Below are 21072 nucleotides of genomic sequence, written 5' to 3' on the forward strand. Positions count from 1 at the left end.
CGCTTTCTCATTGGATGTGTGAAGTCCCCTCTGATTTTTCAGCAAACTATACTTTTGACACTACCTTTTGCAACTACAAAACGGATTGACTTCGCAACTTCATCCAATTTTTTTCTGAAAATTAATTCTAATTATAACACAAAAAGCGGTTGCCCGCTTTTCCATTTTCCTATCAAAAATTGACTTTATAGCCTTAATAACTGAAATGATGATAGTTTTGATTAAATTGTTGTTGGAAATAATCCAAATTATTAAAAACAGTAGCAATAAGAAGTGAAAGTAACAGAATAGCCAGAACAATCATTACAGCCCCGATGATGAAAGCAATAAGTCCCGCTCTATTCCAACCGTCCATAATTTTTCGAAATTCTTCTTCATCCCGATAATGATTATCTGGATTCTCCAAAGCCCATCTTTCACCATTGAGCCCAAAGATAATCATCCACACAATCGCAAAAATCGGACCTATCCAAGGAATTAAGCCAAGTAAAATCAGCAAGCCTAGATAAGCACGATGAGCAATTCCAAACCACATCGTAAGCGAAAAAGCACCCCAGTTCCATTTTGTTCTAATTTGTGACTTATCTTGTCCTAATGTCATCGTTGGAATATCTTGATAACTTTCATCCTGAGGTGGAGTAACGACTTGTTCCGCGATAACTGGTTCAGAAATGAACGGTTCTGCAACCTCTGGTTGAGCGATTTCTGGTTCAGAAATTTCTGATTGAGCAACTTCTGGCTTGGCCATCGCTTCTCCCTCAAGGACTTTCTCGTCATCTTGATCAACCGCTGTTTCAACTGGAGTTTCTCCATTTTCCAAAACCGATTCATCAGTTGATACTTCCGACGTTACGGGTACATTATCACCGCTGTCTGCGACAGCTTTTTCCATTTCATCTTCTATCATAGCTATCTTACCTCACATCCTATTAGTTTTAATCATGTTCTCATTTTATTATCTAACGAAAACTAGAATTTCTGGTTCTCTCTAATGTTATTTTAACAATTATCATTTTAAATCCACACCTACAGACTATAATAAGTCTTTCAGCTCCCACAAGAAGTTTAATGCTTCACGCGCAGTCATATTATCTACATTTTTTGTTTTCAATTGCTCAATAATTTCGGAGAAATTTTCATCGAAATCAAATAAGCTGAGTTGTTCTTCATGTACTTCTGATTTTTTTGCTAAAACCGGTTTATTTTCTAACTTTTGTAAAATCAAATCTGCACGTTCCAATAATTTGTCGGGTAGGCCCGCGATTTTTGCAACGTGAATCCCATAAGATTTATCTGCTGGTCCCGATGTAATCTTATGTAAAAATGTGACATCGCCATTTTTTTCTAAAGTCGCAACGTGGACATTAGAAAGAGCAGAAAGCTCTACTTCCAAGTCTGTCAACTCATGATAATGCGTTGCAAATAATGTTTTAGCACCGATATTGTCATGCACATATTCAATAATTGCCTGCGCAAGTGCCATCCCATCATAAGTTGCAGTTCCACGTCCAAGTTCATCAAAAATAATCAAACTTCGCTTTGTCGCGTGCTGAATTGCACGATTTGCCTCCGACATTTCAACCATAAAGGTGGATTCCCCAGAAATCAAATTATCGCTGGCACCAATTCGGGTAAAAATCGCATCAAATATTGGTAATTCAGCCTGTTGGGCTGGAACGAATGAACCAATCTGTGCCATAATAACAGTCAAAGCAAACTGCCGCATATAGGTTGATTTACCAGACATATTTGGACCAGTAATCAATTGAATATTTGTTTGTTCGGGTAAATCAATATCATTTGGGACATACTCTTGAGCGCCCATGACTGCTTCTACCACAGCGTGACGCCCCTCTTTTATATTGACTACTCTAGAATTTTCAGTAAGTGTCGGACGTATATAACCATATTTTTCGGCAACTGTTGACAAACTTTGTAAACAGTCTATCTCGGCAACTGCCTTAGCAAGCGACTGTAGACGAGAAATATATTGTTCGGTTTCTGCTCGAACTTCCATAAATAAATCATATTCTAATAAGCTTGATTTTTCTCGTGCTTCAAGCATGATTTCTTCAATTTCAGCAAGTTCCTTAGAACCAAAACGTTCGGAATTTTTTAAAGTTGCTTTCCGGTAAAAGTGTTCGGGGACACTTGCAAGCTGGCTTTGTGTGATATGAAAATAGTATCCGTCTTTACGATTATAATCAATTCTTAGTGTTGAAATACCTGTTCTTGCTTTTTCATCTGCTTCTAATTTTGCAATCCAAGACGCTCCATTTTGGAGCGCTTCTCTGTATCGGTCAAGCTGCTCATCATAGCCCGTTCTTATAATCCCACCTTCAGTGATTGTACGCGCCGCTGAATCACTGATGGCGCTATTTATCAGCGCTGACAACTCTGGAATATCGTCTAATTTTTTTGTCAGTACTGACAGATTTTTATCATTAAGACTTTCTAAGATATTTCTTATCGCTGGCACATTTGACAATGAATTTGCCAATTGCAAAAAGTCCACTGGAACAGCCTTACCAAAAGAAACCCGAGAAGCCAATCGTTCTAAGTCATACACTCCTTTTAACGCTTCAATCAAATCTGAACGTTCAAAGAAATTATCCAATAAAATCTGCACAATCTCCATACGATTAAAAATCGCATTTTCAGAAATTAATGGTCTTTCAATCCAAGAGCGCAACATCCGCGTTCCCATCGCTGTTTTAGTCGCATCAAGTAACCAGTATAAAGTCCCATGTTTCTTACCCTCGCGTTTATTCACAGTCAACTCAAGAGAAGATTTTGTCGCAAAGTCCATCTGTAAATAATCTTTTATTTCATAATGTTCCACCTCTTGCAAGTGACTCAAATCACGCATTTGTGTGCGTTTTACATAAGCAAGAAGTTTCGATGATACTTGATTTTCAAGTTCTGTCAGTGCTGACAGTTTTATCTGTAAGTGTTCAGGAAAATTCTGTTGTTCAGAAATTAACAGATTCATCTGTTTTGATAAAATTTTTGATTGTTGCTCTGTCAGTTCAAAACCAACTACAACTTCACGTGCTTTAAGCGAAGCAATCTCACCCACAACAGTAGAAAAATCTGTCAGTTCCGTTACTTTAAATTCACCCGTCGATAAATCCATATAAGCTAGACCAAACTGATTTTCTGCTTTCTCCCCTTGCTTATCAATCGCCACCAAAAAATTATTATCAACACTAGAACCTACATCTGTCGCTGTACCTGGTGTAATAACCTGAGTCACGGCCCGTTTTACAATCCCTACAGCTTTTTTGGGGTCTTCCATTTGGTCTGCGACTGCTACCTTATAACCCAGATTAATCAACTTATCGATATATTCGCCGACTGCATGATGGGGCACACCCGCCATTGCAATAGGATTTTCTGAATTTTTATTACGCGAGGTTAATGTCAACTCCAAAATTTGTGCTGCATTAACTGCATCTTCATAAAAAAGCTCGTAAAAATCACCCATTCGAAACAGTAAAAAAGCATCAGGATAATCTTTTTTTATATCCAAGTACTGCTGCATTCCCGGTGAAATCTTTTCAGACATATTTTATCTCTTCTCACTTATTTCTTAATTTATAGCTATTCTGTCAGTACTGATACTGTTAAAGTTTGCGTTTCACGCAAACCGCTTTTTGCGCTTGACGCAATGCGTCAAAATTACAGATAAGAAAAACGTTACTTTTCTCAATCGTCGCAAGTCACGCACTTTGTGCGCCGTTCTATAAACGGTCTACGTTCGTTTGCTTAGCAAGCAAAGCTTGCAAGAGCAAAAGGCAGTATCTTTGCAGTTCATCTAATAATTTTACTGCGTAAAATTAAAAGTGAACTAGTATGACAAAAATTACTTTTCATCATTTTCTAACAAAATATTCACTTTTCGCTCAATTTCGCCCGTTACATATTGCACCAAGTCATTAACATCTTGCAATTTTATAAAATATTCCTCAACTAACGGACTCATTTTCAGTGATTTTTCGATTTTTTGCGCAGCTTGTGACGTTTCTTTATAAGCTTGCATTTTCCCAATTTCTCGGTATAACATCGCATCTTTTTGAAGTTTCTTCATCTCTTCCTGAGCTTCAAAAAGCGATGTTTGTTCCTGCAAACGTTGCTCAACTCTCTTGAAATCTTCTACATATCCAAGATGTTCAATCTTCTCTTGCAGTTGCCCAACAAGTTCATCATAATACATTTTCAATCTCCACCACAAGCGCACGCGCTGCAGCTTCCGATACACAAGTTACAAGTAAAGTATCGGCGCCTGCCAAAGTTCCCAAAATCTCCTCACGTTCTTCAGCATCTAACGCATTCGCAAGCAAATCTGCTTCTCCAAGTCGCGTATGAACCACAACCATCACACTACTTGATGCTACCTTGATCACAAAGCGAGAAAAATAAAGCTGCAACTCCGACTGAATTCGCCCATCTTCCCCATCCAGAAATGAATAAAAGCTCTTACCATCTCTACGCTTTTTAATAATATTCATCTCTCGAATATCACGTGACAATGTTGCTTGAGTAATACTAACTCCCTCAGCTTCAAGTATCTCTTGCAAATTTTCCTGCGTCGCCACTTGATTTTTACTAATAATTTCTTTAATTAAATTTAATCGTTCGTTACGCTTCATAGTATAATTATACCTTCCCATTGTATTTAATTATACCACATTCTATTACAAGCCCTTTAATATCAACGTTTAGCAATACCATCTATTCACCATTCCCTCATATTATATTTTATTTCATTAACATTTTTGGTTAGCATTTGGTTAGTTTATAAATCAAGATTTTCTAATTTATCCGATAAATCTTCCTGCATTTTTATTGTCATGTGGCTATAAATCTGTAATATCATTTTTTCGTTAGAATGCCCCACACGTTCCATTATACTTTTAATTGGCACACCTAGCTCTATCAATAAAGAAATATGAGAATGTCTTAGCATATGTAAATTATATGTTCGAGAAACATCTGAATCTTTATCTAATATTTGACAGATACGTCCAAAATATTTGGATAAATTCCCTCTATGAAACATTCTGCCCTTTTCTGTCACAAAAATAAAATCACTATCTTTCATATTTTTACGAAAATAATCTACTATTTCAATACATCGTGTATTTATATAAATACTCCTATAAGAATGAGATGTTTTAGGACTTAGTAGCTGTCGCTCTTGTTCTGAATACCCATAAACATTTAATGTATGTCTAACAAATAATTGCCTTTTTTCAAAATCAATATCTTGCCATCTTAAAGCTTGTAATTCTCCAATTCTCAAACCTGTTAAAAACAAAAATTCATAAACCATCGTTTTTCGCACTTGTGATACATTTTGATAAGAATAATCAAGAATCCTCCTCATTTCTTCCTTATTCAAAAATTTATTTTTCTTTTTTCTAACCTCCTCAAAAGTAGTCCTAGCTTTAGGTAATACTACTCTCTCCATAGGATTATCAGCAATATAGCCCACTTTTTTTGCATAACTGAAAAATAAATTATAATATGTCTTTCTCAATGCTCTAGTAGAAGCAGAAAGGTGCAATCCTAAAATAAACGTTTGAATTTCTTGACTTTTAATTTCTTGAATCTTTCGAGAACCAAATTGTTCTAAAAACTTTGAAAAACTCTTTTCCTCCGAAACCGCAGACGAAGCTTTTAGTTCAACATTTCTGATCACTCGCCACTCTTTAAAAATCTTTTGAGTTAATAGACATTCATTTGAATCCTCACTTTGCTCTACTTCCTCATATAATTTCATTATATTTGAAATTTTGAGTGATAGCTCAGTTTTAGCTTCTCCTTGCGTTACTCTACTCTTAGATTTTTTTGTAATCGTTACTTGACGCCATTTATTTTGCTTTTCATCAAAAAACTTTTCAAAATAACGATATTTTCCATTAGACAACTTTTTTAAAAACATTCCTTTCTCCTACTTTTCAAAACCAAGCAAGAAAGTATGCAACTATATTATAACATCTCACATTGCTTTTTTTACTTCTTTTTCCAAAAAATCTATATACAATAAATAACCCTCTAAATCTATCAACAATGTTCTATAACCATATTTATGAATATATTTTGAAAAATTAACATCACACTTCATAGCTCTAAGATGATTTTCAACCGTTGAAATAGACCAACCCATTTTTTTAGCTATTTCTTTTTTTCTTAATCGCATCGCTTCCTCCATCATTTACTAAAAAAGAGCAAGATTTTTTCTTGCTCTATTTCTTAATAATAACCTTTTAATTTGTCATGCTTATTCCATAAGTAAGCTTCTGCTTCACTTAATGCCATGTCATAACCTTTAAAAGATGTTCCATATTTTCGATTGACATAATTTATTGTTTTTTCAATCTCTGCTAGACCTTCCCAACTGCGGGGAGAGTCATTTGCTCTACGTACTTTTTCAATATCTCGTCTTAAATCTACTATTTGTTCTTCTTTAATCATGATAAAACACCTTTATTTAACTAACATTTGTTTAAAATCATCTACTGGAATTTCAAATGAATCATGAATAAACATTTCCCAGCACATTTTACAATATGTTCTCTTTTGGATTTCTTCTTCACCGCCCCAGTTAAATCTATAAGTAACCATAACACTATTCGTATCATGAATATACCAAACAGACAGAACACTTAATTTTGTGCCATCTGCTCTTGGTTTTTCCAACAAATCTGTCATTCCTCTAAATAAACCTCTATTTCGTAAAGAACGACCTATATTTTCTCTTTCATCTCTACGAAGATTCAACCAATTTTTCTTTTGATAAACCATCATTTTCTCACTTTCTGTAAACAAAAAAGCCTGATTGCTCCATCAGACTTCAATCTATCGTCTAATAATAGTAACTCGAATAGCCCCATACTCTATCCAGCCCTCAAAATAACAATCCCTTACCATTCCCTCCTCTCTTGTCAACATCTCACGAAAGGTATTTTCTATTCTTCCTCTGCTTCGATTGTCTAAGTCATGATATTCTAAATAAACTCGTGATGCTTCGCTGATTGCTTCTTCCCTGTCATAAGTTTGAAAACCGCTTCGTTTAATTAAATATTTCATATTCTCTCCTCTTATTTTATTTTTATTGTTCGGAAATGACTTTCAAAATCTTGGAATTTTCAACGTGAAAACTAGGTTAATATCAAACATTAATCAACTATTTTTTCATTATTGATTTTAAATGATTTTTAAATGTACTTCTTTCAGAGCAATAAAGCGTTCGAGTGTGACTTATTCCACTCTCTATTCGTTCCACTTCAGAGCATTTATCTTACCTCTCTACAAAATAAAAAAGTCCAACTAAATATCAGACCTTTTAATTATTTTTTCTAAATTTTTAATGTGCTATAAATCTGATCCGCTATTGCCTTAGCCATTAATGGCGGAACAGCATTACCAATCTGAGTTCTTATCTCTACCTTCTTACCATAAAAAATATAATTATCATCGAAAGATTGTAGCCTTGCAGCCTCCCTAGGAGTAATAGAACGATGTAAAAATGGATGATTATTTTTTCCATTTGACGAGGCATCAAATCTAGTATCAATTGTAGGAGAAGGCTTATTCCAAACCAATCTTCCCCAAGTAGTTTTAAATTTTTGCTTACCTTGCATTTCCTTAGGTAAAAACTCCTTGCCTTTTTCAGCTGGAATCATCTTAAGCTTCTCAATCGCTACTTTACTATGATTAGATGCTTTATGATTATAAAGCTTTGAACTGTTGTATCTCATCATTTTTTGGTAAATTGATTCCGCATTAGTCGAATATTCTTGTTCAAACTCTCCTTCACTCGAGTTCAAATAAGCAAGATCTCCGATTGCTTCTTCAACAGTTACTATCTTTTTTACAGTAGGAGCAGGTAATTCAACTTTCTTGTATTTAGAACATAAAAAAATTGCTCGTTCTCTAGTTTGTGGAACGCCATAATCCGTAGCTTTTAAGATACCAAAAGATACTTGATACCCTAATTCATGAATAGCGCTTATTATTTGATTCTTAAACCATCCTTTTGAAGTTGATAATAAATTTTTTACATTTTCAATCACAAATACTTCTGGCTCTAATTGTTTTACAATATCCAAATATTCTAGGAAAAGAAAATTTCTGGGGTCTTCCAATCCAAGATTCTTTCCCTTTAGAGAGAATCCCTGACAAGGTGGACCACCAATAATCATGTTCACTTCACGATTTTTCGATAGATTTATAATTTCTTCTTTTACAATCTTTTTCTGAATATCTCCTATGACTAATTTTACATCCGGATTATTTTTTTTCATAGTTTGAGCTAATTTTACATTAATATCTGTCGCGACTACTGTTTTAAAATTAGGATTCATATGCATTCCATGAGACATTCCCCCTGCACCACAAAATAAATCTAATATTCTAAACATCCTATTCCCTCTTGTATTTCCTTCTAATCAATATACGCTTATAAACTGCTTTCCCATTGACCGTAGGCTTGAATAAGTCATATTCATTATCTGATCCATGATTTGCTTCCCCAACTATTTCGAAATCATTTTCATTATGATATTTAATATATGTTAATGGAACACCCATGATTCCATCATAATCTAGTGGAATATTGGACACTCTAGAAACATGAATAGCCTCAAAATTATCATATTTGGGGTATTGGGTGGCTTTATATCTATTTTTTAATGCTAATTCCGTGTTTTCTTTATTAACGCTCAGATTAGTGAGCCACATGGCATTTCCGATACTTCTCCACTTTTGACCAGTTTCATCTACCCAAAACCTTGTTTTCCTAAACGGACTATCACTGGGTACTTTAAAAATCATCTCACCAAAATGATAGCCAACCCAAGCTAAATTATTTTTAATATGTGGAAAAATTTCTTTGTACAATAATGCATTTTGGTTGCCTATAATTAAATACTTTTTCTTGTATTTAATTAGCAATGAAAACATTTCTGAAAATTTTGAAAAAGGTGGGTTCGTCACAACAATATCTGATTCTTTTAGATAATCTATACACTCCTTGCTTCTGAAATCTCCATTCCCTTTTAATTTAAATATTTTTGCACTCTTTTTTATATAATTTGCAAGATAGTAATCATCCATTTTTCTTGTTATTTTATCTGGAATTTCATCGATTACCATTCCATATCCTTGTTCTACACCTAATTTATTTTCACAATTGATTATTTCATATATTCTTGAAAAGCTATAAGATGTACATATTAACCTTTTCAACTTTAATTCATTAAAGTTCATTAAAAAATACTTTGAAAATGACGATTCAAAAGGATCGTCTGAATTACAGAGTACAGTTTTACCTTCAAACTGCTCTTTATACCTGCTAACTTCGCTTTCTACAGTTTTGTAGTCTGTGTACCACTCATCAGTATTCTCCGAATGCTTAGCTCTATTTAAAATTGAGTTACCACCCATATTCAATCCCTCTTTATCTTTTTTAGAAATGATTTACTCTAGAAAAGAACATTATGAATAGGACAACTCTATATGTAGACCATAGTATATCTAAAAAACTTAAAATTTCCAGTGAATCTACGCTCCATATTTGTTGTCTTTCTATTCAGTATTAAAACTTACCTTTTTTAGTATTATTTTACCTTTTATGATTATTATTCATGATATGTAGCCATTTTTCTTATTTTAAGACAAATAATAAGCGAGGTAGTTGTTTACAACCTCGCCAAGTATACTTTTTTACTTTCCTAATTTAAACCACAAAACACCATACAACTATAACCGACAAGGAAACTCTTGGCTTTAGAAATCATTTTAGATATTAACATCTCTCTTTTATTCAAGTATCTATTCTCTACCGATTTCAAAACCACCAAACGCCATAATTGCTTGTATTGCTTCCGTCCCACCTATTCTATTTTTAGTACCCGGCTCTTTTAATTCAGCTTTTAGGAAACTCGGAATACCTTCAATATTGTAAATATTAATTCGGCGCTGCTTAGAATATTTCATAGGATAACCTCCTGAAGTTATAGCACCTTTGATAGGATAGACATTGGGCTCATTTTCCCCAGATTCTGGTTCTTCACAATCAAAGCGACAGTTATTCTTCAAAAATTCCACAACTTCGACTTTTTTATTATATGGAAGTTCTTTCCAAGCATCTAATGATAATCCCATAATAGCTTCTCCTGAATAGTTTTTGTCCTAAAATCAACTCTACTAAGGTTAATTATATCACATATACATACGCATGACTAGTCTCTAATAATCATTTTCTGTTCTTTCTCCGCCATTAAAATATTTTTCAAAAATATTCTTCTACATTTTTTAACTCTGAAACATCTCGCATTTTCAACATGAAAATAAAACTAAAACCGAACATTTTTATTTTCCAATCACATAATGGTATTGACTAGCTTGTGCTTTGGTTAACACTTGGAACGTATAAACAGTGCTAAAACCAGTTCCTGATTGTGAAATCAAGACTGAACCGTCCGAGTGGATAGCTTCCACAAAAGCCACGTGTCCATATTGAGGGTCTGCTGCCCAAGCACCACCGACACTCTGTCCGCCCTTAAAACTGACCGCACTATGCAACGTTGGGGTCGTTGTGACCGTATAACCTGCTTTATTCTGCCAGTCTTGACCGTTCCCCATAGTTAAATCATAAGTAATTCCAAATTCTTTAGCTCTGTTCCAAACAAACCATGTGCATTGACGATACTCATAACTTATCGCACGATAATTATTAACATTAATCGGTTTATCCAGTTTCCAGCCGTTAGGTAAGCGAGGGAGAACACCTGACCCACCGTCAGAAGTCATCGCATCATACCAATACTTTGCATCCGCCTGTCGTTGAGCCAAACTTTCTGTTGCTCCTGCACGCTCCCATTGCCGCATGATTTTTTCAGTCGCATCATTAATTGCTTTACCCTTAATCAATTGTTTCAACAATTTAGAATCTGAACCGTCATGCTCAAACATAAAATCAACTTGCAGTTGGGCATCCGTCCACGCTTTTTTTTGACTTTTAGCATAGTTAAGCAAGTTTACTCGTCGTCCGCTATCCCACTGAGCCAAACCAAAAGCATAACCGCCAATACTAGAGTTCATTGCCTTTGTTTCGTCAAAGCTTGCATGAGATTGAATAACAGAGGGCTGAAGCTGACTTTCCACTTGATTATTTCCTAAAAGTGCCGCTGCCCCTCTTTTGTTCCCCCTTCTTTCAATGCCCTATCCCAAATGATTTGAGCCGTTTGCGTTTGAGGGTCACTCACATTAGCTGCTACGTTTGAGCTTGAATCATCTGAAATCACTACTCCAAACAACATGAGGACAAATAAGAAAATCACTAAAACAGGAACCAGATAGGGTAAAAGGACTAAAAGAAGTTTTCTTTTTAATTTTCGCTTCATCATCTTTCCTCAGTTTCCTATTTAGGCACGATAAAGGGATTATTTGTCTTCGAAGGTTCACTAAAAATATCATCATTTTTGGGCGCTTGTTGTGTCGAAAGAAAGCGAGGACGTTGATTTTCAAAACGGTGTGCCATTTTATAAGCCGCTTGTTGCTGTTCGCCTTTTATTTTCGCACTTTTTACCAATTTATTTTCTTTTGTTTCTGACGATTGACATGATTTTTCATACACAGCTTGTGTATTTTTAGCAAAACGTTCCGCAGCTGGACGAATTTGAGCCATTTTCTTCTCTTGCTCAACTTTTTGATCTGCTTGTTGTTTTAACTCTTTTAACGTTTTTCCCTTATCTGTTCGAGGATTTTCTTGTTTCATATCATTGTAAGGCGCTACTTTGTCATTGGCTCGTTGTTGTTTTGTTTCAGAAGCCTGTTTATTTTTAAATGATTCTGCTTTTTTCCTTTGTTTTTCAAACCGCTGTTCAAATCGTGCTTTTCTTTTAGCGGCTTGTTCTTGTTTTTTCTTTGTTTCATTAGGATTGAGCATTGTTCTCATGCTATTGGCATATTTCCTGAAACGCTCCCCTGAACGCATCCGCTGAACTGCTCCTGTTCCTACTTTCCGATTAACCTTTCCAGCAAATGTTTTTCCTGCCACTACTCCAGCCGTTGCCCCTGCTAAAACAGGTCTTAGGGTGCGTTGTTTTGCCCTCGAAAACGCATTATCCATGGCATTAAATACCTTATTATTTGTGACCGCACTTGAAGCATTTCCTAAAATAGATAAAAAGAATGTCCGATATTTAAAAAGCACAATGTAAATAACGATTTTAGAAACGGCAAGAAAAAGGTAATTGGTGGAACTTCCCCCTAAAAGCTTATCCAGTAAATTGTTAAAGCTTAGAAAAATAGTAGTGCCATAGCTTAAAACGACCGATAAAATAAGGGTCAATGCCGTTTTTATGGACAGATTTTTCGTTGCCTGTGAAAAGATAGAAAGAAAAGAAAAAATCACAATCGCTGGCGCAATCGCAAGTAAAAGCAGAAAGGCTAAACCTGCAATGACAGCCCCTAATTTAAAAGCAATGACCCCACAAGCTAAAACAAAATTATTAATCACTGAACCAAGGGCAACCGAAAATTTATCGCCAATTTGATTAAAGGTCAAGTGTTCATTCTTTAATGACTTTTGAAGGTCTGAGACTTTTCCTGAATCGTTCTCTGTATTTAAGAGTTGATTGACATTTTCGCTTTTTGTTCCGTACTGCTCCTCACTATCAAAGTTCATTCGTTCAAAAGGTGTAATAACCATGGTTTGCAATAAATCAGGACTTTGATTTGATACACCAGAAATTTGTATTTTCTCAATAACCGAAGTACTAAATTCTGCTCCTTTAGTATTGACCGTATCAATCACTTTCCCAGTCAAATTAAAATACGCACTATTCATTAACAAGACCCCAAAAATCACAATTAACGTTTTGGCGACTGTTCCTTTAATAAAAGCTTTGAGCAAGCTATAAAGTACCGCAAGCGCAATCAACCAAAAGACTGGATTTTGAGGTTTTAACAATGAATCATAAAGGGTTTGTCCTGTTGCCAAAATTTCTTTAGCATAGGTACTTACAACATCTAATTGGGAAAGTAGCCCATCAATCCATTTCGTAAAACTATATTCTTGTTTGGCAACATAAAATATCCCTTGTGCTGCCGTATTAATGCCACTTTTTAATGGATTGCCTGTATCAATATAAGAAGTATAAGCATACAAAGGAGTTCCTGCATCTCCAACAATATAATCTGTTGAATAGTCGCCTGTTGCCGCTGACACTTTATCATCAACTGCCCCTGTCAAATTATCTATACTGTCTTGTGCCTCCTGCGCAGCGTTATTCAAATCATCTAACGTTCCTTGGTCTAGAATAGAAATCCCTGGCATGGAAGTTGAATCCTCCGCACTCACGCTTACCATTGGAAAAAGACAAAAGAAAAGCGCCATTAAAAAAATGACGTGTTTTAATTTCATTATGCCACCTTTCTAGCTGATGCATTACTCCCTTTTTGCGTTTTAAACAATGCGGCAAGCTCTGGAAATACTCCGTCAACTGTGATACGTGAAATTCGTCCGAACGCATCTTTATATAAACATTGCCCTCTCGTCATGGTTTTCATCATCCTTCGAGATTCTTCTGTAATCGGAATTTCTAAATAATTTAAAACTTCATCTACTTCATTAGGTTCAAGAAAAGCAAAGGTTTGTCCAAAACTTGTATTGTCTTTCACTCCCCTGCTTCGCTTTTATCTCGAATAGATTGGCTCACTTGCAGTGTAAAGTCATTAAATGACCGCCCTGTTCTACGTTTTTCTTTCAAAATATGTGCGCCTGCTGGTGTAGTTTCCAAAAACCAAGCTTCATCAAAAAGGGTAGACGTATTTTCAGATTTATCTCGACGACCAAACCACGTACAAAAATAGCCTAACGCATACATAATCGCTAAAGAATTAATTTGAGCATCCGTGTATTGTTCAGGAGAATCTTGTTCTGTCGGCAAAGAAAGTCCTTGAACTTCTAAGATGGTAATTCGGCTCTCCATTGAAATTGCCGTATTCTCTCCATGTGAAAAAATCAAAGACAAGATAGAGCGGTGGCTGTTACTGATTAAGTATTTAGCAACTTTCGCAATCCCCTCATTTTCATGTTTTGACAAGTCATCAAAGACAGAAAGCAAGCCGACTTGTTCCCCTTTTTCACGCTTTTTGATAAACTGCTCTACCACATCAGGAAATACCGTGTCAAAATCAATATTACGATAATCTTTAGGAAGCACTTGTTTAACCAATGTTTTCGCAAGGTCAACCACTTCATCGCCTTTCAAAAATACAAGAGGGTCAAGCACTCCGTGGTTCGTTTCAACTTTTGCATCAAAAGTTATAAAATCTATTTTTTCGATATAATGCACAATGGCTTGTTTAAATCCGTAAGACCATTTTTCTTTTTCACTTGCATTTTCATCAGGAACTGGTTCATTTTTATAGTCATTCATGACTTTTAAATACTGCTCACGCATTTCTGCTTTTGGGTCAATATAGAGATTTCTTGACTTCATTAAGGTCATGAACAAGAAAAGCAACTTCGCTAAGAAGCTTTTTCCTTTACCTGTTTCTCCAATAATATCAGTCGCAGGGTTATCTGTGATTTTTCCCTCCACTTCTTTATTAACCACAAAAGGATTGAAAAAGACAAGATTATTAGAGTTCGCAAGTGCTTTCTCAAAATCTCCCCCATAATTTGTATTGGTTCCATCTACTCTCGCTGCATAAAAGCCATAATCAAAACCGACTTTTTCCGTCACAAAAAAGAGATTTTCACAAAAACTTTCTACTGACATGGGCTGAATCCAGTTTTTATCCGTTGAAAGTAAATCATTGGCATAAGTCATTTTATCCATTAAATAAGGTTGGTCGCCCATTGCCGCAGAAAGTTCGACTTGAAAAGCTTTCATCTTTTCCATCAAAATATCTTGTTTCCACTCCACTTCTTCAACTGTATCGCCTGTAATCACTAACGTCATCAGATACGACAAGAACGTTTCATTGGCATTATCCCTCTGAATCACATCCCCCAAGACTTGAACAGAGGCACCGATATTATCATTTTGAATAGAATCTTTTTCATACGCTTCAATTTGGGTTTGCTTCAATCGCCCTAAAGCACGTTCAGCCTTTTTCTTAATCGAGTTCCACCCTCTTTTTTTATTGAAATAATACTTAGTATTAATTTCAATTGGAAAAGATAGGGTTTGTAAGTATTCCACCAAATGAAAATAACTGACATTATTAGGCAGATAAGCAATAGGTAATGCCTTTACCACACTTTCGCCATAGTCATTCCCTAAGCGGTTAGTGCCATCTTCAAAATACCTTTTTCTCCCTTCTTCAAGATTGGTAACTGAATTTTCCATCATGTGAATCTCATGCTCACGTTGATAAAATAAGCCACGTAAATATTGATAACGATTAATAAACAGTGTTTGTGATTGATTGGTTGGTTTAGCCCCCAAACTTGAAAGGGTTGAGGTCAACGTTTCATTCAATAGTTCATACTCCTCATGCCAACCCTCAAAAAGTTTCTTTTCTTTCAAAGCGCCTATGGCTTGTTCTTTGAATAATTGAAACGTTGTTTTTAAAGTCTTAATCAAATTGGTTGAAATATGGTCATTCTTCAAAGGAATAACCATGAAATAGCGATATTCATAGGGCGAACCCATTTCTTCCGCAAATAAATCTAACGTGCCATCAAACAAATATTCCGCTAACTCTCTTGTATCATCCGCTAAATCATCAGATAAGACTTGATAACGTGCATAAACATCTAAGTTCATAGGCAAAGTTAAAATTTCGCCATTATGATAAGGGATCAAATCAACAAACACATTATTTTGGATTGCTTTTGCGGTTTCTTTGGCTTCTTCATCCGTTCTTGAAAGATTAATTGCTGGCACTTCAAACAGGGCATAAACTTCCCCATTTTCTTTTAACATTAAGTTATCATGAAAACTGATGATATTATTATATTTTCTTTTTTTAAACATTACTCCCCTTCTCTATGATGCACCCCTTTGACCCAGTAGCCTTTTTTACGAAAATAAATAAAATAAGTTTTTCCATAATCCCACAAGAAAACAGGAAAACTTTTTCCATCAGGACGAAAATCAGAAAAAGCTAAACCCACAGACCAAGACAAGAAACCACTTGCAGCCAAGCGCCAATTCATTGGAATCAAGGTTAAAAATTGAAAAGGGAATAGCCATAGTACCATGAATACCCCCACCGCATAAGCATAGGTTGAAAACTTTTTCGCATTGTTCAGCGACCAGCGCTCTGTGATTTTTTGAATCCAAACTGGCTGTTCAAAAGAGCGCTTGAATGTAAATAGTCTTTTATCTTTCATTGTTTCCTTTCTACGAGCCTAAATTAAACTTACTGCCAACCCATTTAATGATTTTACCGACGACCCCACCGACAATATTCATGAAACTTTCAGGGTTTGCGGCAAACCACCAGACTAAACCAGCACCAAGAATGACAGCAATAGCCCCCATTGTTTTATGACTGTGCATTTCTTTAACGACTTTAAAACCCATCCACGCTAAAAATGGACCTGACCCTAATTTCCAAAGGGCTTGAAATAAATCCATAATCTCCTTATCCTTTCGTTGTTTCCATATCTTTTGCCGTAATCACATTTGAAAAATCACGAGCAAAATAGGTATTGTTTATTTTTTCAATCGTAAAGACATAATTTTCAGGATGTGTCCCTAAGCTATTTTTAAATGTTGCTTGAATGACTGCCTTGTATTTATCTTTTCCGACTGATTTATAATTGGTATAATCAATAGATGCCAATTCCTCAGAGGTTGAAAGCCCTAACCCTTTAGACAACAAGTCCAAACTTTCCTTATTCTTCGTCTTTGCTTCTAACAAGGACTTAACAAAAGCATTTAACTGATTTTCTTTTGACTTAGAAAGATTTGTCATTGCATCCAACGATAAGAGAGGTGCTGCTTTCCCTGCATTGAGTGCTGTGATATCTTCAAAGGTTGGAAATGAAGAAACATAATATTTCTCTCCTACCTTTGCATAAGGAACTTTAAACAATGTATTGGTCGTATTTGAACTCTTTTGAACACTTGCCTTTTTCCCTTTGGATGCTGGAATCGTCTTTTGAGTCGTCGTGGTATAAGAAACCAAATAAGTCGCAGATGAATCCGTAAAGTGAAGTAACTCTGATGCCGTTAATTGACTGGTATTTTTTTGTTGTCCTTGCGCAGCAATAGGCAAAGCTTGACCGTAAAAGGCACTAAGAAGCACCTGATTTTTTTCTTGTCCTGCAGCATCACTCGGAACATTAAAATAAGTTTTCACAAAATCATTTAAAAAAACTTGTGCGCTGTAATCTTGTTGCCCTTGCCCCCTGCCATTTTTTTAATTTGAGCTTGGTCTGATTGAATGATTTTCTGTGCTTCACTACGCACTTGATTTTGAGCTTGAAAGTAACTTAGACCACTTCCCAAAGAAAGTACGACTATTCCAATACACACCGCACCAAATAAGCCATTACTTAACTTTTGATTGTAGGCTTTTGGAAGGGTATTTTTTTGGTAAGTTTGTCCTCTCAATGGCTCACCTTGATTGACCGCTTTTTTATTTCCCCATTTTCGTTTACTTTTTTCTTTTTGGCTTTCCTTTACCGCGACCCCTTGCTTTGGCTTAGGAAGTTCAACAGATTCAACTTCTTGTTGTTCTGCCTTGAAAGCCTTTGTTAGAACCGCTGTTTGAGCAAGTGTTAATTCTGAACTCCCCTCTCCTGCATCAATGTCATTAATCTGACAGAGTATCAGCAAAAATTCTGATTCAGTTTTTAACATTTTTGCCAGTTCATCAACTGTTACTGTTTTCATTTCTCCCTCTCTATTCCTTTTTTTCCATTCCTGATAATACTGCCAGATGGTTTGCGTGTTCTAATTCTAAATTCAAATTGGCTAAATCACATTCAAGTGAATCAAGATAAATTCCAATTCTACGAGCCACTCTGTCAGCAACTTTATCGGCAGGGGTTAGGTCACTTAAATCTTGTTCGGGGAAACTCAATTCAAATGGAATCCTTTTTAAAACTTCCTTCGACTGAATTTCAACAACAAGTTTTTTAATTTCTTTTGTCCGTTCAATTAACGGTTGGTATTTTTCATTTTTGTTCATTTTACAATCCCTTTATTCCTTTTTTGATTTTTGCAACATGACCCTCATTTGAATTGAATTTGAAATAAACCCTTGTATATTTCAAGTGATAAGTTTCTGACACTTCTGTAAATAATAACAAGCCATCTTGATAGTTACTCTTTTTTTGACCATCAATCCTTCTTACCCAATCTGATTTCTTTCCTGTTTTTATCTCCTGAGCCAAGTGTCTAAAGATAAAGAAATGGCTCACTTCAAACAAAAAGCCTACCACGAACCAGCGTTGTAAAAGCTCATTTATTCTTTCATAATCAGTTAACTGAATTGAAAAAGCAAGATAAATCAAGAACCACCACAAGCCAACATTCAGAAAAGTTTTAACTACTTCCAAATCAGGTGCTCGCCTCTGAAAAACTTTTTTACCTCCTTTAATAAAATTTACAACAGTAACCAAAAGAAGTATCAAATTTAAAATCTTCTCTCTTTGACCATTTGAGAAGTCCAACGCTTGTGAGGTCAATGAAACAACAAAGATAAGAGAGAGAACAATCAAGAGATAAGAAACTATTTTTCTCAACACCAAAAATAAATTTAAGCCTTGAATTTTCCAAAATGTTTTTTGGTGTAATATCTTTTGAATGTTATTTATTTCTTCTTTCATTAATAAAAGCTCTCCTCACTTTCTCGTTCTAGCTCTAGAGGAACAACTTCAAACCTAACCTCACTTCTTAGCCATTTTTGAGCGAGTTCCTCAGCATCCGCTTCCGTCTTAAATTTTGTGGCATATCTTAAACGCCTTGTCACTTCCTTATTAGCGCAAAGATAGCCCCCACGCATTTTTACAACATACATTTTAGCCCCTTTACTGTTTTTTTAAGCTGTCTTGCGGTATCGTCAAGCTCACTGTTCGTTTATTTTCATCTCTTGGAATTTCTTTAAAAAAAGCACCTAGAATGTTGGAAGTTTTATAAGTGATTTGCTCAACTTTTTCAAAATAGCTAAAATTTTCCCCTTCTTTTATTTTCACTGCCCTAAAATTAACTGATTTTCTAATCAGTGTTCCATCTGTATTTTTTAGTAGAACATTAAAATCCTGATTGCTTAATAAGCTTCCTTCGGTGTTTACCACCTGATACTTGTTTTCAGTCACTGTTACTTTTTTTGTCAATGTCGTTGGAGAAAAGAAGCCCACCAAGGTAACAATCGAAATCAAAGCGCCGATAACAAAAAGAATATATCTTTCTTTCCTGTTCTCCAGATTTTCAGAACGAACACCTAGTAAACGTGACATCAAAACTATTGCAATAAACATTAGAAAAACTGTACTAAACCAGTTTGTCGCTCCTATTCCAAGTGTCATTTTTTCTACCATTTCTACTACTCCTAATCAAAAATAAAAGCAGGCGATTAAACCTGCTCGCTTATTCCCACGAATAATTAAGGACTGGAAATCGGAAAATCATTGCCTTAGCAGGAATATCTCCGTCTGGAATAGAGCTTTCTTCATACACAAGCTTCCCTTTTAACCGTTCATAGAATGAAACATTACAATCTGTTGTTGTATAAACAGATAATTCTTGTAACAAGTTTGCTTTATCGTGGTTTTGATTTTTAAACCAAAGTTGATATTCTATATTCCTAATAAATTCAAACAGAGTTTTCCCAATATTTTGCCCCTGATATTTCTTTCCTACAATCAAAATCTGCAAATAATTATTAGACTTTTGTTTTTGAAAATTTTCAATTTTACTCTCAGCTTCATAATATGGTTTGATTGATGGATATGCAGAAATCAATTTTTCAAACTGTGCTTTATGATAGACTTGACACTCGCTTTCTTCGGTTATCAATGCACATTGATAACTTGCAAATCCACTTGTTTTGAATTTATCAACAATCATAATTTGACTTTCGGATAAGGTAAAGTGTGCATAAATCTCGGCAGCTAGTCGGTGTGATATTTTTGCTTTTTTATAGCCTAAATTCCAGTTTTCCATTAAGTATTTGACAAAAACATCAAAATCTTCCTCTTTATAAAATCTATAACCACTGTTTCTCAAAACGCCATTTTTTAATTCTTCTTCAGTGAGTGCTTCAATTTTGTCGGAACTCACAATCGGTTGTCGCCAATGTGAAGTATTCATTGTTCTTATGCTCATACTTTTCATTTACTTTCATTCCTAGCTTTAAGAACAGGGTCTTGTGTTGCCATTACCGTTTGGGTTGGGATTTGGATTTCTGAATCATCCTTAGTTGTAGAATAAACGACCCAATCGCTGTGCTTTTTAAACATTTTATCCTCTTTTCTAACGCTCCATTCGAGCGCTGATTTCTGCAAATTCAGGGAAATATTCTAAAACAGTCACATAGTTATTTTGATAGCTCTCAATCAATAATGATGAACCATCAACAAAAACAACATCAACCACAAAATTCCAGAAATGCACACCACCCACTCCCTGATAATGATTAGACAAACGATATGCCCTTATAGAGTGAATCAAATCATTGACCCCAATATCCGTAAGTCCTTGCTTTTCGAGTTCTTCTTTAAAAGAAGAAGTAAAGTCCAAGATAAAAGCTTGATTTAACTCATTGATGGTTCGCTTATCTTGAACAACGTCCTTGATTTGACGGTGTTTTAAAAGTTTACTTAATTTATTTTTCATATCGTTTAATAATTTTCCGACTGATTATAATATTCAATATTTTTAGCTTCCCATTCTTCCGCATCAATAATTTCAAATTCAATTTCTGAATCAGAATAACCTTTCAGCTCCTCATGTTCGAAATTATCTAAAACTTCGCTTTCTGCTTCTTCTGGGAACTGAACCATAAGGTTTGAAACTTTTTTAAGTGATCCTTGTGCGTTATATATTGTAAAACCAATCAATACTTTCATTTTTAATTCCTTCTTTCAAA

27 protein-coding genes and 1 pseudogene are annotated in these 21072 nt (G+C 35.2%); all 28 read right to left on the bottom strand.

The window, feature by feature from the left end:
- Positions 1-193: 193 nt before the first annotated feature.
- On the bottom strand, positions 194-907 hold the full coding sequence (locus tag D7I46_RS09400; RefSeq protein ID WP_240424396.1) for a hypothetical protein: 714 nt from the start codon (positions 905-907) through the stop codon (positions 194-196).
- Positions 908-1033: 126 nt separating this feature from the next.
- Positions 1034-3568, bottom strand: coding sequence for a DNA mismatch repair protein MutS (mutS, locus tag D7I46_RS09405; protein WP_120772666.1), 2535 nt, complete (start codon positions 3566-3568; stop codon positions 1034-1036).
- Between the two features lie 297 nt (positions 3569-3865).
- On the bottom strand, positions 3866-4216 hold the full coding sequence (locus D7I46_RS09410; RefSeq protein ID WP_120772667.1) for a YlbF family regulator: 351 nt from the start codon (positions 4214-4216) through the stop codon (positions 3866-3868).
- Positions 4206-4652 carry an arginine repressor gene (argR, locus tag D7I46_RS09415; RefSeq protein WP_120772668.1) on the bottom strand — a complete coding sequence of 149 codons (447 nt, stop codon included), beginning with the start codon at positions 4650-4652 and terminating at the stop codon, positions 4206-4208. Before argR ends, D7I46_RS09410 begins: the two co-directional genes overlap by 11 nt.
- A 146-nt stretch (positions 4653-4798) precedes the next feature.
- Complete coding sequence (locus D7I46_RS09420) at positions 4799-5947, bottom strand: tyrosine-type recombinase/integrase (protein WP_120772669.1); 1149 nt, start codon at positions 5945-5947, stop codon at positions 4799-4801.
- A gap of 57 nt (positions 5948-6004) precedes the next feature.
- A complete protein-coding gene (locus tag D7I46_RS09425; RefSeq protein WP_120772670.1) occupies positions 6005-6205 on the bottom strand; it encodes a hypothetical protein in 201 nt (66 codons plus the stop codon).
- A gap of 53 nt (positions 6206-6258) precedes the next feature.
- Entirely contained in the window at positions 6259-6480 is a 222-nt protein-coding gene (locus D7I46_RS09430) for a hypothetical protein (RefSeq protein ID WP_120772671.1), read from the bottom strand.
- 12 nt (positions 6481-6492) lie between these two features.
- Positions 6493-6813 carry a hypothetical protein gene (locus tag D7I46_RS09435; RefSeq protein WP_162930874.1) on the bottom strand — a complete coding sequence of 107 codons (321 nt, stop codon included), beginning with the start codon at positions 6811-6813 and terminating at the stop codon, positions 6493-6495.
- 51 nt (positions 6814-6864) lie between these two features.
- Positions 6865-7095 carry a hypothetical protein gene (locus D7I46_RS09440; protein ID WP_120772673.1) on the bottom strand — a complete coding sequence of 77 codons (231 nt, stop codon included), beginning with the start codon at positions 7093-7095 and terminating at the stop codon, positions 6865-6867.
- A gap of 269 nt (positions 7096-7364) precedes the next feature.
- On the bottom strand, positions 7365-8429 hold the full coding sequence (locus D7I46_RS13525; protein WP_240424398.1) for a DNA cytosine methyltransferase: 1065 nt from the start codon (positions 8427-8429) through the stop codon (positions 7365-7367).
- Between the two features lies 1 nt (position 8430).
- Positions 8431-9453 (bottom strand): adenine-specific methyltransferase EcoRI family protein, encoded by a 1023-nt coding sequence (locus D7I46_RS13530; protein WP_240424400.1) that lies wholly within the window; start codon positions 9451-9453, stop codon positions 8431-8433.
- A 387-nt stretch (positions 9454-9840) separates the two neighbouring features.
- Entirely contained in the window at positions 9841-10173 is a 333-nt protein-coding gene (locus tag D7I46_RS09450; RefSeq protein WP_120772674.1) for a hypothetical protein, read from the bottom strand.
- A gap of 207 nt (positions 10174-10380) precedes the next feature.
- Positions 10381-11417: pseudogene (locus tag D7I46_RS09455) on the bottom strand (phage tail tip lysozyme).
- A gap of 14 nt (positions 11418-11431) precedes the next feature.
- Positions 11432-13438, bottom strand: coding sequence for a hypothetical protein (locus D7I46_RS09460; RefSeq protein ID WP_120772675.1), 2007 nt, complete (start codon positions 13436-13438; stop codon positions 11432-11434).
- A complete protein-coding gene (locus tag D7I46_RS13670; protein ID WP_276116913.1) occupies positions 13438-13695 on the bottom strand; it encodes an ATP-binding protein in 258 nt (85 codons plus the stop codon). The genes D7I46_RS09460 and D7I46_RS13670 overlap by 1 nt, the downstream gene beginning before the upstream one ends.
- Positions 13692-16004: an ATP-binding protein gene (locus D7I46_RS13675; protein ID WP_276116915.1), complete on the bottom strand. Its 2313-nt coding sequence runs from the start codon at positions 16002-16004 to the stop codon at positions 13692-13694. Before D7I46_RS13675 ends, D7I46_RS13670 begins: the two co-directional genes overlap by 4 nt.
- Entirely contained in the window at positions 16004-16363 is a 360-nt protein-coding gene (locus D7I46_RS09470) for a TcpE family conjugal transfer membrane protein (protein ID WP_120772676.1), read from the bottom strand. The genes D7I46_RS13675 and D7I46_RS09470 overlap by 1 nt, the downstream gene beginning before the upstream one ends.
- Positions 16364-16373: 10 nt before the next feature.
- Entirely contained in the window at positions 16374-16610 is a 237-nt protein-coding gene (locus D7I46_RS09475) for a TcpD family membrane protein (RefSeq protein ID WP_120772677.1), read from the bottom strand.
- 7 nt (positions 16611-16617) lie between these two features.
- Positions 16618-17337, bottom strand: coding sequence for a hypothetical protein (locus D7I46_RS13545; RefSeq protein WP_223804685.1), 720 nt, complete (start codon positions 17335-17337; stop codon positions 16618-16620).
- A gap of 8 nt (positions 17338-17345) precedes the next feature.
- On the bottom strand, positions 17346-17873 hold the full coding sequence (locus tag D7I46_RS13550) for a hypothetical protein (protein ID WP_223804686.1): 528 nt from the start codon (positions 17871-17873) through the stop codon (positions 17346-17348).
- 10 nt (positions 17874-17883) lie between these two features.
- The gene (locus D7I46_RS09485; protein ID WP_120772678.1) at positions 17884-18171 is read right to left on the bottom strand and encodes a hypothetical protein; all 288 of its coding nucleotides are present in this window, start codon (positions 18169-18171) and stop codon (positions 17884-17886) included.
- A gap of 1 nt (position 18172) precedes the next feature.
- Positions 18173-18811, bottom strand: coding sequence for a hypothetical protein (locus tag D7I46_RS09490; RefSeq protein WP_120772679.1), 639 nt, complete (start codon positions 18809-18811; stop codon positions 18173-18175).
- Positions 18811-19002, bottom strand: a complete 192-nt coding sequence (locus D7I46_RS09495) for a hypothetical protein (RefSeq protein WP_120772680.1) — start codon at positions 19000-19002, stop codon at positions 18811-18813. Before D7I46_RS09495 ends, D7I46_RS09490 begins: the two co-directional genes overlap by 1 nt.
- Positions 19003-19012: 10 nt before the next feature.
- Entirely contained in the window at positions 19013-19522 is a 510-nt protein-coding gene (locus tag D7I46_RS09500; protein ID WP_120772681.1) for a hypothetical protein, read from the bottom strand.
- Positions 19523-19571: 49 nt separating this feature from the next.
- On the bottom strand, positions 19572-20294 hold the full coding sequence (locus D7I46_RS09505) for a GNAT family N-acetyltransferase (protein ID WP_162930875.1): 723 nt from the start codon (positions 20292-20294) through the stop codon (positions 19572-19574).
- Positions 20295-20314: 20 nt separating this feature from the next.
- Positions 20315-20443 (bottom strand): hypothetical protein, encoded by a 129-nt coding sequence (locus D7I46_RS13680; protein ID WP_276116917.1) that lies wholly within the window; start codon positions 20441-20443, stop codon positions 20315-20317.
- 13 nt (positions 20444-20456) lie between these two features.
- A complete protein-coding gene (locus tag D7I46_RS09510; RefSeq protein ID WP_120772683.1) occupies positions 20457-20819 on the bottom strand; it encodes a hypothetical protein in 363 nt (120 codons plus the stop codon).
- Between the two features lie 5 nt (positions 20820-20824).
- On the bottom strand, positions 20825-21052 hold the full coding sequence (locus D7I46_RS09515; RefSeq protein ID WP_120772684.1) for a class I SAM-dependent methyltransferase: 228 nt from the start codon (positions 21050-21052) through the stop codon (positions 20825-20827).
- Positions 21053-21072 lie beyond the last annotated feature (20 nt).

Source organism: Lactococcus allomyrinae (assembly GCF_003627095.1).
Lineage (GTDB): Bacteria > Bacillota > Bacilli > Lactobacillales > Streptococcaceae > Lactococcus > Lactococcus allomyrinae.

Bases quoted from the DNA above. Each gene is read 5' to 3' on its own strand.
- D7I46_RS09450 (WP_120772674.1), bottom strand. From the start codon at position 10,173: ATGGGATTATCATTAGATGCTTGGAAAGAACTTCCATATAATAAAAAA.
- argR (WP_120772668.1), bottom strand. From the start codon at position 4,652: ATGAAGCGTAACGAACGATTAAATTTAATTAAAGAAATTATTAGTAAA.
- D7I46_RS09495 (WP_120772680.1), bottom strand. From the start codon at position 19,002: ATGTATGTTGTAAAAATGCGTGGGGGCTATCTTTGCGCTAATAAGGAA.
- D7I46_RS13530 (WP_240424400.1), bottom strand. From the start codon at position 9,453: ATGGGTGGTAACTCAATTTTAAATAGAGCTAAGCATTCGGAGAATACT.
- D7I46_RS09460 (WP_120772675.1), bottom strand. From the start codon at position 13,438: ATGAAATTAAAACACGTCATTTTTTTAATGGCGCTTTTCTTTTGTCTT.
- mutS (WP_120772666.1), bottom strand. From the start codon at position 3,568: ATGTCTGAAAAGATTTCACCGGGAATGCAGCAGTACTTGGATATAAAA.
- D7I46_RS09505 (WP_162930875.1), bottom strand. From the start codon at position 20,294: ATGAATACTTCACATTGGCGACAACCGATTGTGAGTTCCGACAAAATT.
- D7I46_RS09430 (WP_120772671.1), bottom strand. From the start codon at position 6,480: ATGATTAAAGAAGAACAAATAGTAGATTTAAGACGAGATATTGAAAAA.
- D7I46_RS09510 (WP_120772683.1), bottom strand. From the start codon at position 20,819: ATGAAAAATAAATTAAGTAAACTTTTAAAACACCGTCAAATCAAGGAC.
- D7I46_RS13675 (WP_276116915.1), bottom strand. From the start codon at position 16,004: ATGTTTAAAAAAAGAAAATATAATAATATCATCAGTTTTCATGATAAC.
- D7I46_RS13550 (WP_223804686.1), bottom strand. From the start codon at position 17,873: ATGAAAACAGTAACAGTTGATGAACTGGCAAAAATGTTAAAAACTGAA.
- D7I46_RS09470 (WP_120772676.1), bottom strand. From the start codon at position 16,363: ATGAAAGATAAAAGACTATTTACATTCAAGCGCTCTTTTGAACAGCCA.
- D7I46_RS09515 (WP_120772684.1), bottom strand. From the start codon at position 21,052: ATGAAAGTATTGATTGGTTTTACAATATATAACGCACAAGGATCACTT.
- D7I46_RS09435 (WP_162930874.1), bottom strand. From the start codon at position 6,813: ATGATGGTTTATCAAAAGAAAAATTGGTTGAATCTTCGTAGAGATGAA.
- D7I46_RS09440 (WP_120772673.1), bottom strand. From the start codon at position 7,095: ATGAAATATTTAATTAAACGAAGCGGTTTTCAAACTTATGACAGGGAA.
- D7I46_RS09485 (WP_120772678.1), bottom strand. From the start codon at position 18,171: ATGAACAAAAATGAAAAATACCAACCGTTAATTGAACGGACAAAAGAA.
- D7I46_RS09410 (WP_120772667.1), bottom strand. From the start codon at position 4,216: ATGTATTATGATGAACTTGTTGGGCAACTGCAAGAGAAGATTGAACAT.
- D7I46_RS09420 (WP_120772669.1), bottom strand. From the start codon at position 5,947: ATGTTTTTAAAAAAGTTGTCTAATGGAAAATATCGTTATTTTGAAAAG.
- D7I46_RS09400 (WP_240424396.1), bottom strand. From the start codon at position 907: ATGATAGAAGATGAAATGGAAAAAGCTGTCGCAGACAGCGGTGATAAT.
- D7I46_RS09500 (WP_120772681.1), bottom strand. From the start codon at position 19,522: ATGGTAGAAAAAATGACACTTGGAATAGGAGCGACAAACTGGTTTAGT.
- D7I46_RS13680 (WP_276116917.1), bottom strand. From the start codon at position 20,443: ATGTTTAAAAAGCACAGCGATTGGGTCGTTTATTCTACAACTAAGGAT.
- D7I46_RS09425 (WP_120772670.1), bottom strand. From the start codon at position 6,205: ATGCGATTAAGAAAAAAAGAAATAGCTAAAAAAATGGGTTGGTCTATT.
- D7I46_RS09490 (WP_120772679.1), bottom strand. From the start codon at position 18,811: ATGAAAGAAGAAATAAATAACATTCAAAAGATATTACACCAAAAAACA.
- D7I46_RS09475 (WP_120772677.1), bottom strand. From the start codon at position 16,610: ATGGATTTATTTCAAGCCCTTTGGAAATTAGGGTCAGGTCCATTTTTA.
- D7I46_RS13525 (WP_240424398.1), bottom strand. From the start codon at position 8,429: ATGTTTAGAATATTAGATTTATTTTGTGGTGCAGGGGGAATGTCTCAT.